We start from the raw sequence: 15,369 nt of genomic DNA on the forward strand, positions 1-15,369 counted from the left end.
TCTCTGACCCGTCGCCATCGCTGATACTCACCGTGTTGGTCAGCAGCACCTGTACCGTGCCATCCGTTTCGGTCGCCCCCGCATTCAGCGCCTCGACGTTGAAGTCGATGTCACCTTGTGGTGCCACTGTAAGTGTCAAGGTAGAAGTAACAACATCGGAGCTATCGGTGACCAGATAACTCACCGTAGGAGCCGCGCCAGAATAGTCAGGGGCGGGGGTAAAGGTAAAAGAGCCATCACTATTGATGACTAGCGTACCAATCCCAGTCAGGATCGATGTCACACCAGCGGGAACATCAATATTACTGCCCCAGCTATAGCTAATGATGGATTGAGTCAGGGGGCCATCGGGGTTGGTACTGTTAACCAAAAGATCACCACTGACGGCAGTATCTTCATCCATCGAAAATACTTCGCTCTCATCCAGCAAGATATTCGTTACTGGCTCTGGTTCCAACAGTGGTTCAGGCACTTGCTCTGTATTAATAAAGGGAGCAGCCTGATAATTAGTATCAAAACCGGCCTCGGCAATTGTCGCATCACCAGTTCTATCAATGGTGACAAAACCACCGTTGCCGCTTGCTCCCGCTACCCCACCAATACCGCCACCACCTGCTGCTGGTGCCCCACCGGCAGCAGAAGCCTCAAAGTTTTGAGTCGGGTCAACACCCTGCAGAATAGATTCTTGCAATGCGGCAATATCTGAAGGAGCACCTTCCTGGCTTGCCGCAACTTGCGGTTGAGCAGATTCAGCAGACTCGGAACCTGCTGGAACATCCGATGCAGGAGTATCGTCGTAAGGTGAAAGAGCCAGCTTTGCATCATCCGCTATGGCTAATTTGGCCCCGGGTTGGAGAATTTCCCCTCTTTGCAGAGGGCGGCTGCTTCCATCAGCCAGCACAATCTCCACATTACCTTCAATCGCAGAGACAACCACGGACTTGTCGATGATTTGGGTACGCATATCCATTGCTCCAATGGTGACAGATCTTGATGTCTACACCGTAGAGGGAGATACCGTGCTTTTCCGTTGCAATAATGTATAGATTTGACTGCTCTCAAACAGATATAGAGAATAAAATCGAAAGATTAGTTTTTCTTTTTTAAAATCATAAGGATATGAGCAAAACCAAATAGACCTCATGTTGATTTGATAATAAAAAAATCAAAAAACATAATTTATTGATATAAAAACGGCCCCTTTCGGGGCCTAATTTGTGATGCACATATCAATCAAGATAGGGGGAAGGCAGGATGCACAAATCCCTGATAACCATCGATATGCAACTTGGAAAGCAGTTCCACTTGATGTTGATCTTCGACGCGGGTTGCAATGGTGGTCACACCAGCATTGTGTGCGGCGCGACACACTGCAGCTAGGAATGAGGTGTCAGCCCCCGGCTCCATGACCTGACTGGTATAACCGTGATCGACCTTGACATAAGCCGGCGACAACTCCTCCAGATAGCCCAGAGACTGGAAGTGACGACCATAGTGGTCAACCCCCCACTGGAAGCCATGAGCTTGCAAGGTGCCCACCAACGCAGCCACGTTGTCTTTATGTTTCATGATGGCAGCTTCAGGTATTTCAAATAACAACCGCTCTTTCAGCTCTGCATGCTCGGTCAGATAGCACGTCAGCCAAGTTAAAAATTCATCCGAGCAGAGCGAGCCAGCAGTGATGTTGATCGCCAGTACCAGATCAGACTGTTTTTGCAGTAATGGAACGCAAGCATCAAGCACCGCTTGGTCAAACTCGCCACCCAGTTTGAACTGTTCAATCGCAGGCAAGAACTGACCGGCAAAATAGTCTGTGCCATCCCGAGAGATAGACGCAAACAGTTCGGCATGTAATCTGGCACCATTATCAAACCGGCAAGCTGGTTGAGCTTTAAAGCGCCAAAGTTGTCGTGAAATGGCATCTTGTACCAGATCTCGCCAGGCCAAACGCCCCATCAAACCTTGCTCGGTGCCTCCTTCCATCACCACAGCACCACGGCGTTCATTACGCGCCTTGCCAAGCGCATTATCGGCTTTGGTCAACAAGGCGGAGAGATCATCATTGCCATCACGACCGGCAATACCAATGACGGAGAGCGCATCCCCTTCGCCCATTGGATTCACCACCAGATCGGCAATGCGGCTATTAATCACTTCAGCCAGCTCTTTTAGCTGAGTCAGATCGTCAGTTGGACAGAGCAGCGCATATTCCGTCGCGGAGATCCGTGCCAAGGCTGCGCCATCCCACCCTTTTAATTGCTCTTTCAAAGCCTGAGCTATCGACTTGACCATGTTGTCGCGGGCAGCAAAGCCTTCATCGCGATAGATATCATCCAGCATGTCGACCGCAACCAGCATGACGCCACCTTGGCCAGCCTCCGCTATCCATGCGTTTACCTGGCCTACAAAATAGGCTCTGTTGCCCAGTCCCGACACGGCATCGACATAAACCCGCTCACGCAATTTCTCGGCCTCATCGGCTTGCTCTTTAAACTGCAGCGCCAACTTGCTTGAGAGGGTGTTGATCGCCTGAACGACCTGCTTCAATTCATGGGTTTTAGGCTCCGGGATCGTATGGCCGAAATGGTGCAGCTCGATCTCGACGGCTTGATCACAGATCTGTTTCAGTGGCTTGAGTAAGTAGTTGAGTGCTCTCATCAACAAAATGGTGGTGATCAAAAATCCGACCAGAAACCAGCTCGCCAGCTCACTCATACCCCGCCACAACTCGTAATAAGCCTGGCCGGGGTGACCCACTACTTTTAATTTTCCAAGCTGCAACCAGCCAGATGTCAGAATTGACTCGTTGGATACCTCAGGAAACAGACCCAAATTCACAAACCACTGCGGCACCCCCTGAATATTGTTGGTATTTTCCTGCTCGATGACATCCTTTGATGCCAGCAGATCAAGGCGAACCAGTCGATAATAGCCGCCATCAAAGATGGCCTGGATCACCGACTCGGCACCGACCTTGTCACCGTTTTCCAGATAGGGGGTGAGCGCAAGCCCCAGCGAGGTTGCCGTATTGATGACCGTTGTTTCCTGTTGCTGCGCCAGATAGGTGCGGGTTGAATTGAATTGCACCCAGTATGTGGCCGCAAATAACAATCCAAACAGCAGCAGCATGGTGGCTAATAACTGTCGATAGAGCGTCATAGGTTAATCATCCAAATTCACCACTGGCCGAGCCAATCGCCCCGAGGTCATGCGATTGCGTAAATCATTCCATAATCCCAAGCGGGATGATTGACCAGCCAGTTCCCCTTGGCCTCGTGCCTTCATCAACCACAAGTGACTACCGTTAAAACTGTAAATAGGCACCAAATCACGCCGCTGTGTGGCAGGGCGAATCGAGCCGATCAAATTATCCAAAATAACCGGAACGGAAGAGGGTGTCTCATAATATGCCACCACCATGTGAAACTGGTTGTAATCAAGAGCCTTGACATACACCATCCGCATTTTATCATCCGGGATCCCAAGCTCGAGCAGCGTAGAGTATTTGGCGATACTGAAATCTTCACAGTCTCCCCCGGCTGCCCCCAAAAATTCCAGCGGGGTTGCCCAATAATCCTTTTTGCGCCACAACTTGATATCATCAATAAAGCGCATCCGATTGAAAAAATTATTTACCCGCTCAAGTTTTTTTTCTTCGCTCAGGGCCCTGCCCTTCGTCTCCATGACCAGCATACGCCAACTGGCCACACGCTTGCCGGCTCTGACTCCATAGGTCTGCTCCGCCCGCTTGATCAAGTTGAGATCTTCCTGTGGCAAAGGCTGACTGGCACAGAGCAGAAGTGAGAAGGGCAACAGCAGGATCCATAAGGAGCGGCTCAGAACACGTAGGGCTAGGTGTCTCCATTCATTGAGGAGATAACACCATCTGCCACCATTATTGCACTGGAGTGTCACATCATATTCCTGCTGCATTATTGCTGCTGCACTCCTCAAAACCCGAGCAACCACCTGCTTTAGCCAAATATGGTGACTGCCAGCAGCAGTCACCATATTAGCGTTCATCATCCCGGCTGGATCATGGACAAATGGTTATTGCCTGGCCTGCCATTCAGCGGGTTGTTTGACGCTAAATGCATTGAGCAGGCTACCTGTCGCATTGAGAATGCGATAGTCCGCCAGCAGTGCATCATACTCGGCGGTGATATAGCTGCGACGCGCCTCGAACAGTTCGTTCTCGGTGTTCAATACGTCCAGCAATGTCCGTTGACCCAACCCAAACTGCTTCTTGTATGCCTGTACGGTGTCATAGCTGGCATCAACATGCTCTTTCAGGAAGGTCTTTTGCTTGGCCAGCGACTCTTTCGCGTTCCAGGCCAGACGAGTGCCCTCCTCCACCTGACGGAACGCATTCAAATGAATGTCTTTCGCCTGAGAGTAGAGCGCCGATGTTGCATTGCTCTCTGCCACGTCAGAACCGCCACGGAACAAGTTGTAACGCATCCGCACCATTGCGGTCAGATCATCGTTGCGCCCTTTGACCGCATCGATATCCTCATTCCAGTTCTGATCGACCTCGAATGTCACATTGGGGTAGAAACCGGATTTCGCACCTTCATGCTGATACTTGGCCGCTTCGATATCCTGCAGGGAAGAGAGCAGGGTTGGGTGGACTTCGGTCGCTGTTTTCAGAGCACTATCGAGGCTGGTCGGGATAAGCTCGGTATTGGGAACCGGCTGTACCAGGTCTTTGGGTACCTCGTTCACGACACGAATAAATTCACTCTCTGCATCGCGATAGTTATTTTCGGCAGCGGCCTGATTTGAATAGGCCCGGGCAACACGACCTTCAATCTGGGTCTGATCCGCAGTAGAACCAAGCCCTGAATCAGTCCGCTTGCTGATGTCGCTGCGGATCTGTTCGTGGGTTTCCAGGTTCTGTTTGGAGAGTTCCAGGATCTCCTGCTGACGCAGCATATTGAGGTAGACCTCAGCTACTCGCAGCGCGGTATTTTCAGCTTCGGAGATCATCGCCAGACGCTGGGCATTGGCTTCAGCTTCAGTTCGGGAGACGTTGTTGCTGACATCAAAGCCATCAAACAACATTTGCCGCAAACTGAGTCCAGCCTCCTTGCGAGTCATGGAATCATCGATATTGCTGTTGGCGCTGGCAGCACGGGTAGAAGGGCTGTCAGTTTTTTCATAGCCTACGCCACCACGCAGATCGATCGTAGGATAATAGCCACCCTTGGCTCCATCATGCTGATAGAGTCGTGCCTGATACAGATCAAAGGCTTCCTTGATCTTGGGATGCGTAGCAAGTGTCTGTGCCACCGACTCTTCCAGAGTCTGAGCCTGACCCAAACTCGGGATCAGGGTGCAGCCACTGACCAGCATGGCAACAATCGTTTTTTTCATGTTATCTCCAGTCATGTTTTGTTTTTAGATTGTTGGCTTATCGTTCTCTCAGTGCCGACTGCTTTGCCCGTAAGATCGGCTTAAGCAAATAGTCTAGGACACTTTTTTTACCAGTAATGATATCAGCACTGGCTAACATACCGGGGATGATGGGAAGTGCGTTAAGCTCATCGCCCAAGTAACTCTTCTCTGTCCGAACCCGAACCAGATAAAAGGAGTTCCCCTCCTCATCCTGGATCGAATCAGCACTTATCTGTTCAACCTTGCCATGCAATCCTCCATAGATTGTAAAGTCGTAGGCAGTAATTTTGACGATAGCATCCAGCCCCGGTCGCAGGAAGGCGATATCTTTCGGTGACACCTTGGCTTCTACCAGCAAGGTATCCTCCAGCGGCACAATCTCCATTAGATCCATGCCGGGCTGAACCACACCGCCCAACGTGTTGATCTTGAGCTTCTTGATGGTTCCTTTGAGCGGAGCAATTACGCTGGTTCGGTCAACCCTGTCTCGCAAGCCAACCTGCCCTTCTGACAACTGGCCAAGTCGCCCTTGTTTCTCATTCAGTTCAGTCTGGGAGTCTGCCCTGAACTTCAGCGCAATATCATTACGCTTGGAGATGGTCTCACGCAGCACCGAATTGAGTTTTGGGATCAGCAGACGGTTACTCTCCAGTTCCCCCTGCATTTCGTTAACCTGCCGTTCCAGCTTGATTAGCTCCACTTGCGGCACTATGCCCTCTTTCGCCAGTGGACGGCTAATATTCAGCTCTTGTCTGGCCAGATCCACACTGCGATTCACAGTGCGGATCTTGGCATTCAGTTCAATCAGCTCCTGCTCTTTCTGTTCGATTTGCTGACCAAGAATATAGAGCTGGTTCTTCAGGTTATTGAGGCGATCCCGCTGTACAGAGCGCTCACGGTGCGCATATTCGGCAAAGACGGTTTCATAACCATCGGGGAACTGGATTGGCGCTTCGCCTACCACGACCTGCTCACGCCACCCCAGTGCCGGGTCGTTTTTCACCTCGACGCTGGCCATCTCAGCGCGCAGACGAGCCACATCCCCCTTGAGAGTGACCACCTCCTGCTCCCGTTCTCTAAAGTCGGAGCGGAAACGGGTGTCATCAATACGCAGCAGCGGCTGCCCCTTTTCGACGATATCCCCCTCTTTGACGAAGATCTCTTTGACGATCCCCCCTTCCAGGTTCTGGATCACCTGCAGCTGGCGTGACGGAATAACTTTGCCCTGACCCACGGTGACTTCATCCAGCTCAGCCCAGGCCGCCCAGACGATGGCACTCATGAAAAAGAGGAAACAACACCACAACAGGATGCGGGCACCGGTCGGCGTGGTGAGCAGCACAGCTGCCGCACCGTCATCGACAAACTCCAGATGCTCGGGCGCCGGCAATACATCGCCGGAAGGCGCCTTTTTGCTGCGCTTGAACCAGTCCATGAGCCCCTTAACCATGGGACACCTCCTGCACGCGCACTTTGCCTTCCTTCAACTGCTGTAACACCACCTCTTTGGGGCCATCAGCCACTATCTGTCCCTGCTCGATGACGATCACTCGCGATGCCACATCCAGCATCGAGGTTTTGTGAGTGATGAGGATCAATGTGGTTTCCGGGCCCAGTCTGGCAAGCTCCTGTTTGACCTGCATCTCGGACTGGTTGTCCATGTTGGAGGTCGGCTCATCCATCACCAGAATGGGGGGATCATTAAGCAGGGCGCGTGCCAGAAGGATCGACTGACGCTGGCCACCGGAAAGCTGACGGCCACCCTCGCCTATCTGCCGATCCAGCCCGTTGGGATCGCGGTTGGTAAAGTTGGTAACACCCGCCCGCTTGGCGGCGCGCAAGACTCTCACGTCATCCACCAGCGGATTACCCAGCATGATATTGTCTCGCACGGAGCCAAAGAAGAGAATGACATCTTGCGGTACACAGCCGATATTGCGGCGGATCACTGACGGAGGCAGCTGGTCGATTTCAAAACCATCGAGGCGAACAGAACCATCGGTCGGTCGATACAGCCCCATCAACAGCTTCTCAAGGGTCGTTTTACCCGCCCCAATCCGACCGATAATCGCCACCTTTTCGCCCGGCTGAATGCGCAAATTGATATTGTGCAGAGTGCTAGTTTCCATTCCCGGATATTTGAACGAAACATTCTCGAATTCAATTCGACCGGCAAGCACCGGATGATGGATATATTGCTTGCCCTCCTCCTGCTCCCCCGGGGTTTGCATGATTTTTTCCAGAATATCCAGTGCAGACTTGGCCTGGTTATAACGGGTCGACAACACCGAGAGTTGTACCATGGGCGCAATGGCACGGCTGGAGAGCATCACGGCGGCAATCATGCCACCCATAGTGACCAAGCCTTCGGAGATCTGGTAAACACCGACGATCACCAGACCGACCGTCACCACCTGCTGGATATAACTAGCCAGTGAAGACATGGAGTTGGTAATACGGCGGGTCTGTACGCCCCAGGTGGAAATATGAGAGACAGCCTGTTCCCAGCGATGCTGGAACATGCTCTCCGCACCGAAAATTTTGACGGTTTCCAGCCCGGAAATACTTTCAATCAGGTTGGCGTTCTTCTGGGATGCAAGACGTGATCCCTCTTCGATGGACTGCTTGAGGGGCTCCTGAATATAAAAACTGTAAGCGATCAGGATCAGCATGGCGACGATAGGGACCACCACCATCACGCCGGCAAACATCCAGATAATAAAGAGGAAGAAGATGGCAAAGGGCAGATCGATAAGAGTAGAAACCGTCGCGGAGGTGAAAAACTCCCGCACCGATTCAAACTCCTGCAGATGTTTGGCGAACGCGCCGGTGGAAGCGGGGCGAGACTCCATCCGCATGCCCATCACCTTGGCGAAAATCTTGGCGGACAGCAGTACATCAGACTTTTTTCCGGCGATATCGATAAAGTAACTGCGTAGCTGCCGCATCACAAAATCGAAGGTAAAGACCACCATGGCCCCGACCGCCAGCACCCAGAGTGAATCAAATGCCAGATTGGGCACAATCTTGTCATAGACGTTCATGGTAAAAAGGGGGCTGGCAATGGCAAACAGGTTGATCAGAATGGAGGCAATAAGCACATCGCGATAGATGCCGCGGGATTCGAACAAGGTGCTCCAGAACCAGTGTCCATCACGGGTTTCCAACACCTTGGGAGAGCGCTCGTCAAACTTGAACTGCTTCTTCACGTAGAAGAGGCGCCCCAGATACTCATCACCCAACTGGGCTGCGGTTAGCCATTGGGCTGCATCACCTGCCTGCGGGAAAATCACTTTCCCTTGGCTGCGATCTTCGTTCCACTCCAGCAAAATGCAGGCGCCACCATTGCGCATCTGCAATACACAAGGCAGCAGCAAGGGAGAAATATCGGCCAGTGGCTGTATCACTTCACGGGCGGATAACCCGCCCCGCTCGGCAGCACGGCAAAAGAGTGCGGTAGTCAGGCGCCCGGAGACCAGTGGCAACCCGGTCGTCAGGGCATCTTGGCTGTTGGGCACACCATAAAAGCGGGTCAAGAAGACCAGACACTCCAATAACTCATCAATACGACTTGTTTCTGCTTGCATAGCATCCTGTCACTGCATAAATGAGGTAGATAAGAGCGTTCATCGCTCATATTTCCCTGCTATAGCCACGCTAAAACCGAGTGGCCTTCCCGCTGATGAGACTGATCAGGGGATAAACCTGTCCAGATAGATCGCGACACTCATCCCCAATTTCCCGGCACAGCAGCAATGGCGGCATGATTCGTTATTGGTAAAAATAATCGGCTCATCAACACCATGCTAACACTGCAATCAGGGTGAATGCCGGAGTTAATTGATAATGACATTTATTATGGCGCACCACTATATCAACCGGCACGTACCAAAACTATAGTTTAGGGTATGAAGTTTTTTATATAACCCTATGTTTTACGTGAAAATAATAATCTGGCGCTCAATTATAGGTCAGGAAGTATGAAGGGTCTGCCCAACGCGTGACCTTGCGGGCCGTTCAATGAGAGTGCTTTGGCAATGTCCGCCATGGCTGTCCAGCGGTTTTCACACCAGGCTGGCGCCAACAGAGTCGGACGGCGCGCGGAGGCCGAAATCCGGTGATACACCACCTCGGGCGGCGTGTGCTGGATCATGGCAACGGCCGCTTCCACATACTGCTCCAGCGTCAATACCTCAAGGCGCCCAGCCTGCCACGCCTTGCCGAGAGTACTACCCTCAACCACATGAAGCGGATGCAGCTTGATCCCCTCAACACCGGTCTCAACGATGCGATGCAGGGTATCGAGGCTGTCCATTGGCACCTCGCCCGGCAGGCCGACGATCAGATGAGCACATACCTTGATGCCGCGCTGATGGGCACGTCTTACCGCATCCTCATAGGCGGCATAACCGTGGCCGCGGTTGATCCGTTGCAGGGTCTTGTCATTGGCACTTTGCAGCCCGAGCTCCAGCCACACCTCGTAACCCCGGGCCTGATAGCCCGCCAACAGATCCAGCACCGCATCCGGTACGCAATCGGGGCGAGTGCCCACGCAGAGCCCCACCATATCGCTCACCGACAGCGCCTCTTCATACATCCGCTGCAGATATTCGACCTCGGCATAGGTACTGGTATAGGCCTGAAAGTAGGCAAGATAGCGCTTGGCACGGGTGACTTCGTCCCGGCGAGCCAGCAGTTGTTGCACCACGGAGAGTTGCTGAGCCGACTCGTCAGCAAAAGAGGATACATTGCAGAAGGTGCAGCCACCGCGGCCCAGGGTGCCGTCACGGTTCGGGCAGGTGAAGGCCCCGTGGATGGAGAGTTTGTGGATCTTCTGACCATGACGCTGCTTGAGATCCTGACCGAATGTATTGACGAGTTCGTGTAACTGCATGACACCTCCGCTAAAGGAGCGCCATTGTACGAGCTTGCGCAAAACAGGGGCTGAGCTGGATCAAGCTAGCGGAGAGGGTAAAACATATAAATACCCGACCAATTTTGAATAAATATAGAGAAAAAGCGCAAAAAAAAGGATTTTTACAGTTCTTTGACGATTCAAACAGTAAACATCCATATGAAAATGAGACCTGATAACCCACTGTTGAACAATGAGAAATTCAAAGAGACCCGACAGCACACAATTGCAAGCATGGGATATTGAAAATGTGATCCCTTCCGCTGTCGGCCACATCGGGTTGGTAAAATTACTACATTCGCCCATCGTCGCCGAGCACACCATTGAGCCTGTCAATGGCGATATATTTAACCAACAAAATCAAACAACACAGAATAAATACTTCATAACTGCGAGCGAATCCCCCTAACCCGACATTTTGTTATGCGAATGTAACCATGAAGACAAACCTGACCTGCGATTGACCTCGCCAGAAAATCCCATTAGTTTGGAGATTCGCCACGTCAGGCAGACGGAACCACAAGAGCCAATCGCAATTTATGCAGTCAGGTGATGACTGTGCGATACAAGGCCGAGCAAGGGAGAAATGCAATGTCACTATATGATCCAAAGCTGGAGAGGGATAACTGTGGCTTCGGCCTGTTGGCCCACATGGAAGGGGAAGCCAGCCACAAGCTTGTCCGTCTCGCGATGTCAGCATTGGCTCGCATGCAGCACCGCGGCGGGATCTCCGCCGATGGCAAGACCGGCGATGGTTGCGGTCTGCTGCTGCAAAAACCGGACAGCTTCTTCAGAGCTGTCGCCGAGGAGAAGGGATGGCACCTTGGCCGCAACTATGCGGTCGGCATGCTGTTTCTCAACCCTGACCCCGTATTGGCCCAGCAGACCCGCGACATCATCGACGAAGAGCTGGAAAAAGAGACCCTGAGTCTGGTCGGCTGGCGCAAGGTGCCTGTCGATACCAACGTACTCGGTACCATCGCCAAAGCCTCCCTGCCCAGCATTGAACAGGTCTTTGTCAACGCCCCGCCCGGCTGGGTCGACAAGGATCTCGAGCGCCGCCTCTATATCGTGCGCCGCCGCATCGAAAAGCGCGTCAACGACGACTACTTCTATGTGGTCAGCCTCTCCAATCTGGTCACCGTCTATAAAGGACTGTGCATGCCGGTGGACTTGCCGCGCTTCTATCTGGATCTCGCCGACATCCGTATGCAGGCGGCCATCTGCGTCTTCCACCAGCGTTTCTCCACCAACACCAGCCCGCGCTGGCCGCTGGCGCAGCCGTTTCGCTATCTGGCCCACAACGGCGAGATCAACACCATCGCCGGCAACCGCCAGTGGGCCAAGGCGCGCAGCTACAAGTTTGCCACGCCGCTGATCCCCGATTTGCAGGAAGCGGCCCCCTTCGTCAACACCACCGGCTCTGACTCCTCCAGCCTCGACAACATGCTGGATCTCTTCCTCGCCGGTGGCATGGACCTGTTCCGCGCCATGCGCCTGTTGATCCCGCCAGCATGGCAAAAACATCCGAACATGGATGATGACCTGCGCGCCTTCTACGACTTCAACTCCATGCACATGGAGCCGTGGGACGGCCCGGCCGGTATCGTCATGACCGACGGTCGCTACGCCACCTGCGCACTTGATCGCAACGGTCTGCGTCCGGCCCGCTACGTCATCACCAAGGACAAGTTCATCACCCTCGCCTCCGAGGTCGGCACCTGGGACTATACCCCGGACGAAGTGCTGGAGAAGGGCCGGGTCGGCCCTGGCGAGCTGTTCGTGGTGGATACCAGCAACGGCAAGGTGTGGACCAGCTTCGAGATCGATGACGATCTCAAGACCCGCCACACCTACAAACAGTGGATGGACAAACATTGCCGCCGACTGGTCCCCTTCGAGCAGATGGACGACAGCCAGACCGGTAGCCGCGAGTTCTCCGACGACCAGCTGAAAACCTATCAGAAGCTGTTTGGCTACTCCTTCGAGGAGCTGGATCAGATCATCCGGGTTCTCGGTGAAAATGGTCAGGAGGCGGTGGGCTCCATGGGGGATGATACCCCGATGGCGGTGCTCTCCTCCGGCCCGCGTACCCTCTATGACTACTTCCGCCAGATGTTTGCACAGGTGACCAACCCGCCCATCGATCCGCTGCGTGAGAACCACGTCATGTCGCTGGCCACCTGTATCGGTCGCGAGCAGAACGTCTTCAACGAGACCTTCGGCCACGCCCACCGGGTGCTGTTCCAGTCACCGATCCTGCTCTACTCCGACTTCCACCAGCTGCTGGCACTGGAAGGTGAGTACTACCGTCATCAGGTGATCAGCCTCAACTTCAAGCCAGAAGAGGGGCTGGAAGCAGCCATCGTGCGCATCTGCGATGAGGCCAAAGCCGCAGCCAAGAGTGGCACCGTACTACTGGTGCTGTCGGATCGCGACATCAGCGCCGACACCCTGCCGATCCCGGCCGCCATGGCGGTGGGTGCAGTACAGCGTACCCTGGTGGACAACAACCTGCGCTGCGACGCCAACATTCTGGTGGAAACTGCAAGCTGCCGTGACCCGCACCACTTCTCGGTGCTGCTGGGCTTTGGCGCGACCGCCATCTACCCCTATCTCGCCTACGAAACCCTGGCCAAACAGGTTGAAGAGGGCGTGCTCACCATGTCCCTGCGCCAGGCGATGGTCAACTATCGCAACGGCATCAACAAGGGGCTCTACAAGGTGATGTCCAAGATGGGCATCAGCACGGTCGCCAGCTACCGCTGCTCCCAGCTGTTTGAAGCAGTGGGTCTGGCCAAATCGGTGGTCGATACCTGCTTCCGCGGCGTATCGAACCGTATTCAGGGTGCCGATTTTGCCGACATCCAGCAGGATCAGCACAATCTGGCCCGTCAGGCATGGCTGGTGCGCAAGCCCCTCCCCCATGGCGGCCTGCTCAAGTTCGTCCACGGCGGCGAGTACCACACCTACAACCCGGATGTGGTGCAGACCCTGCAAACCGCGGTGCGCTCCGGCAACTATGCCGATTACAAGGAGTACGCCCGTCTGGTGAACGAGCGCCCGGTTGCCACCCTGCGCGATCTGCTGGCCCTGAAAAAAGTCGACAATCCGGTCGCGCTGGATCAGGTTGAGCCAGCCGACAAGCTGTTCCCCCGCTTCGACTCCGCCGCCATGTCCATCGGCGCCCTCGGCCCTGAAGCCCACGAGGCGCTGGCTGTCGCCATGAACCGCCTCGGCGGTCAGAGCAACTCCGGTGAAGGGGGCGAGGATCCCAAGCGCTTCGGTACCGAGAAGAACTCCCGCATCAAGCAGGTGGCTTCCGGCCGATTCGGTGTCACCCCCCACTACCTGATGAACGCCGATGTAGTGCAGATCAAGGTGGCGCAGGGTGCCAAGCCCGGCGAGGGTGGCCAGCTGCCCGGTGACAAGGTCACCGCCCAGATCGCCCAGCTGCGTTATTCCGTGCCCGGCGTGACCCTGATTTCACCGCCGCCGCATCACGACATTTACTCCATCGAGGATCTGGCCCAGCTCATCTTCGATATCAAGCAGATCAACCCGAGCTGTCTGGTGTCGGTGAAACTGGTCTCCGAACCCGGCGTTGGCACCATTGCCTGCGGCGTGGCCAAGGCCTATGCCGACTTCATCACCATCTCCGGTTATGACGGTGGCACTGGCGCGAGCCCCCTCACCTCGGTCAAATATGCCGGCTCCCCGTGGGAGCTGGGTCTGGCCGAGACCCAACAGGCGCTGGTCGCCAACGGTCTGCGCCATAAGGTGCGGCTGCAGGTGGATGGTGGTCTCAAAACCGGCCTCGACATCATCAAGGCGGCCATCCTCGGCGCCGAGAGCTTCGGCTTTGGCACCGGCCCCATGGTGGCGCTCGGTTGCAAATACCTGCGTATTTGCCACCTGAACAACTGCGCCACCGGCGTTGCCACTCAGGATGAGAAGCTGCGTCGCGAGCACTTTACCGGCCTGCCGGAGATGGTGATGAACTACTTCAAGTTCATCGCCGAAGAGACCCGCGAGCTGATGGCCCAGCTCGGCGTCACCCAGCTGACCGACCTGATTGGCCGCACCGATCTGCTGGAAGCCCTGCCCGGCCTCACCGCTCGTCAGGCCAAGCTGGATCTCTCTGGCATTCTGGCCCGTCCGGTAGCACCGGCAGGTTCCAGCCTCTTCAGCCAGCAGCACAACCCCACCTTCGACAAGGGGCCGCTCAACCTGAAAATGGTGGAAGATCTGCTGGAAGCGGTGGAAACCTCAAGCGGTGGCGAGTTCCGCTACGACATTCGCAACACCGACCGCTCGGTGGGTGCGCGCCTCTCGGGCGAGATTGTCAAACGTCACGGCAATCAGGGAATGGCGGCGGATCCGGTCAAAGTGCACTTCAACGGCACCGCAGGCCAGAGCTTCGGCGTCTGGAACGCGGGTGGCCTTGAGATGATCCTCACCGGCGATGCCAACGACTACGTGGGCAAGGGGATGACCGGCGGCAAGCTGGTGATCAAGCCCCATGTCGGCGTGGCGTTCAAATCCCATGAAGCGGCCATCATCGGCAACACCTGCCTCTACGGCGCCACTGGCGGCAAACTCTACGCCGCGGGCACTGCCGGCGAGCGTTTCGCGGTGCGCAACTCCGGCGCCTTGGCGGTGGTCGAGGGGATTGGCGACAACGGTTGTGAATATATGACCGGCGGCATCGTCACCGTGCTCGGTCAGACCGGCGTCAACTTCGCGGCGGGCATGACCGGCGGCTTTGCCTACGTGCTCGACGAGTGCGGCAACTTCGCCAAGCGCACCAACCCCGAGCTGGTGGAACTGCTGGACGTGGCGGATCTCGCCATCCATCAGGAGCACCTGCGCGGCATCATCACGGCGCACCTCAATGAGACCGGCAGCTCGCGCGCCGAGGAGATCCTGGCCAACTTCGACTCCTATGTGCCCAAGTTCAGGCTGATCAAACCCAAGTCCAGCGACGTGAAATCGCTGCTGGGTCACACCAGCCGTTCCAGTGCAGAACTCAGAATCCAGGCGCAATAAGGAGGGAA

The 15,369-nt window shown here is 54.9% G+C and carries 8 protein-coding genes; 1 reads left to right on the forward strand and 7 read right to left on the reverse strand.

Features of this window, described 5'->3' with window-relative positions; genetic code table 11:
- The 7 genes from G5367_RS03110 to G5367_RS03140 form a co-directional block, all read right to left on the reverse strand.
- Positions 1–964, reverse strand: a 964-nt coding sequence (locus G5367_RS03110) for a retention module-containing protein (RefSeq protein ID WP_421243793.1), incomplete at its 3' end; no start/stop codon positions are given.
- Positions 965–1,233: 269 nt separating this feature from the next.
- On the reverse strand, positions 1,234–3,159 hold the full coding sequence (locus tag G5367_RS03115) for an EAL domain-containing protein (RefSeq protein WP_421243794.1): 1,926 nt from the start codon (positions 3,157–3,159) through the stop codon (positions 1,234–1,236).
- A 3-nt stretch (positions 3,160–3,162) separates the two neighbouring features.
- A complete protein-coding gene (locus tag G5367_RS03120; protein WP_421243924.1) occupies positions 3,163–3,915 on the reverse strand; it encodes a transglutaminase-like cysteine peptidase in 753 nt (250 codons plus the stop codon).
- A gap of 135 nt (positions 3,916–4,050) precedes the next feature.
- Positions 4,051–5,376, reverse strand: a complete 1,326-nt coding sequence (locus tag G5367_RS03125; RefSeq protein ID WP_005346740.1) for a TolC family outer membrane protein — start codon at positions 5,374–5,376, stop codon at positions 4,051–4,053.
- A gap of 37 nt (positions 5,377–5,413) precedes the next feature.
- Complete coding sequence (locus G5367_RS03130; RefSeq protein WP_203117815.1) at positions 5,414–6,847, reverse strand: HlyD family type I secretion periplasmic adaptor subunit; 1,434 nt, start codon at positions 6,845–6,847, stop codon at positions 5,414–5,416.
- On the reverse strand, positions 6,840–8,984 hold the full coding sequence (locus tag G5367_RS03135; protein ID WP_335844055.1) for a type I secretion system permease/ATPase: 2,145 nt from the start codon (positions 8,982–8,984) through the stop codon (positions 6,840–6,842). Before G5367_RS03135 ends, G5367_RS03130 begins: the two co-directional genes overlap by 8 nt.
- 377 nt (positions 8,985–9,361) lie before the next feature.
- Positions 9,362–10,291, reverse strand: coding sequence for a TIGR01212 family radical SAM protein (locus G5367_RS03140; RefSeq protein WP_042083735.1), 930 nt, complete (start codon positions 10,289–10,291; stop codon positions 9,362–9,364).
- A 612-nt stretch (positions 10,292–10,903) separates the two neighbouring features.
- Between G5367_RS03140 and gltB the strand changes: the two genes are divergently transcribed.
- A complete protein-coding gene (gltB, locus tag G5367_RS03145) occupies positions 10,904–15,361 on the forward strand; it encodes a glutamate synthase large subunit (RefSeq protein WP_421243795.1) in 4,458 nt (1,485 codons plus the stop codon).
- The last annotated feature ends 8 nt before the right edge of the window (positions 15,362–15,369 follow it).

The organism is Aeromonas sp. 604282 (genome assembly GCF_049170575.1).
GTDB classification, from domain to species: Bacteria; Pseudomonadota; Gammaproteobacteria; order Enterobacterales; family Aeromonadaceae; genus Aeromonas; species Aeromonas veronii_A.

Excerpts from the sequence above, each read along its gene's own strand:
- G5367_RS03115 (WP_421243794.1), bottom strand. The coding sequence starts at position 3,159 with ATGACGCTCTATCGACAGTTATTAGCCACCATGCTGCTGCTGTTTGGA.
- G5367_RS03135 (WP_335844055.1), bottom strand. The coding sequence starts at position 8,984 with ATGCAAGCAGAAACAAGTCGTATTGATGAGTTATTGGAGTGTCTGGTC.
- G5367_RS03140 (WP_042083735.1), bottom strand. The coding sequence starts at position 10,291 with ATGCAGTTACACGAACTCGTCAATACATTCGGTCAGGATCTCAAGCAG.
- G5367_RS03125 (WP_005346740.1), bottom strand. The coding sequence starts at position 5,376 with ATGAAAAAAACGATTGTTGCCATGCTGGTCAGTGGCTGCACCCTGATC.
- G5367_RS03130 (WP_203117815.1), bottom strand. The coding sequence starts at position 6,847 with ATGGTTAAGGGGCTCATGGACTGGTTCAAGCGCAGCAAAAAGGCGCCT.
- gltB (WP_421243795.1), top strand. The coding sequence starts at position 10,904 with ATGTCACTATATGATCCAAAGCTGGAGAGGGATAACTGTGGCTTCGGC.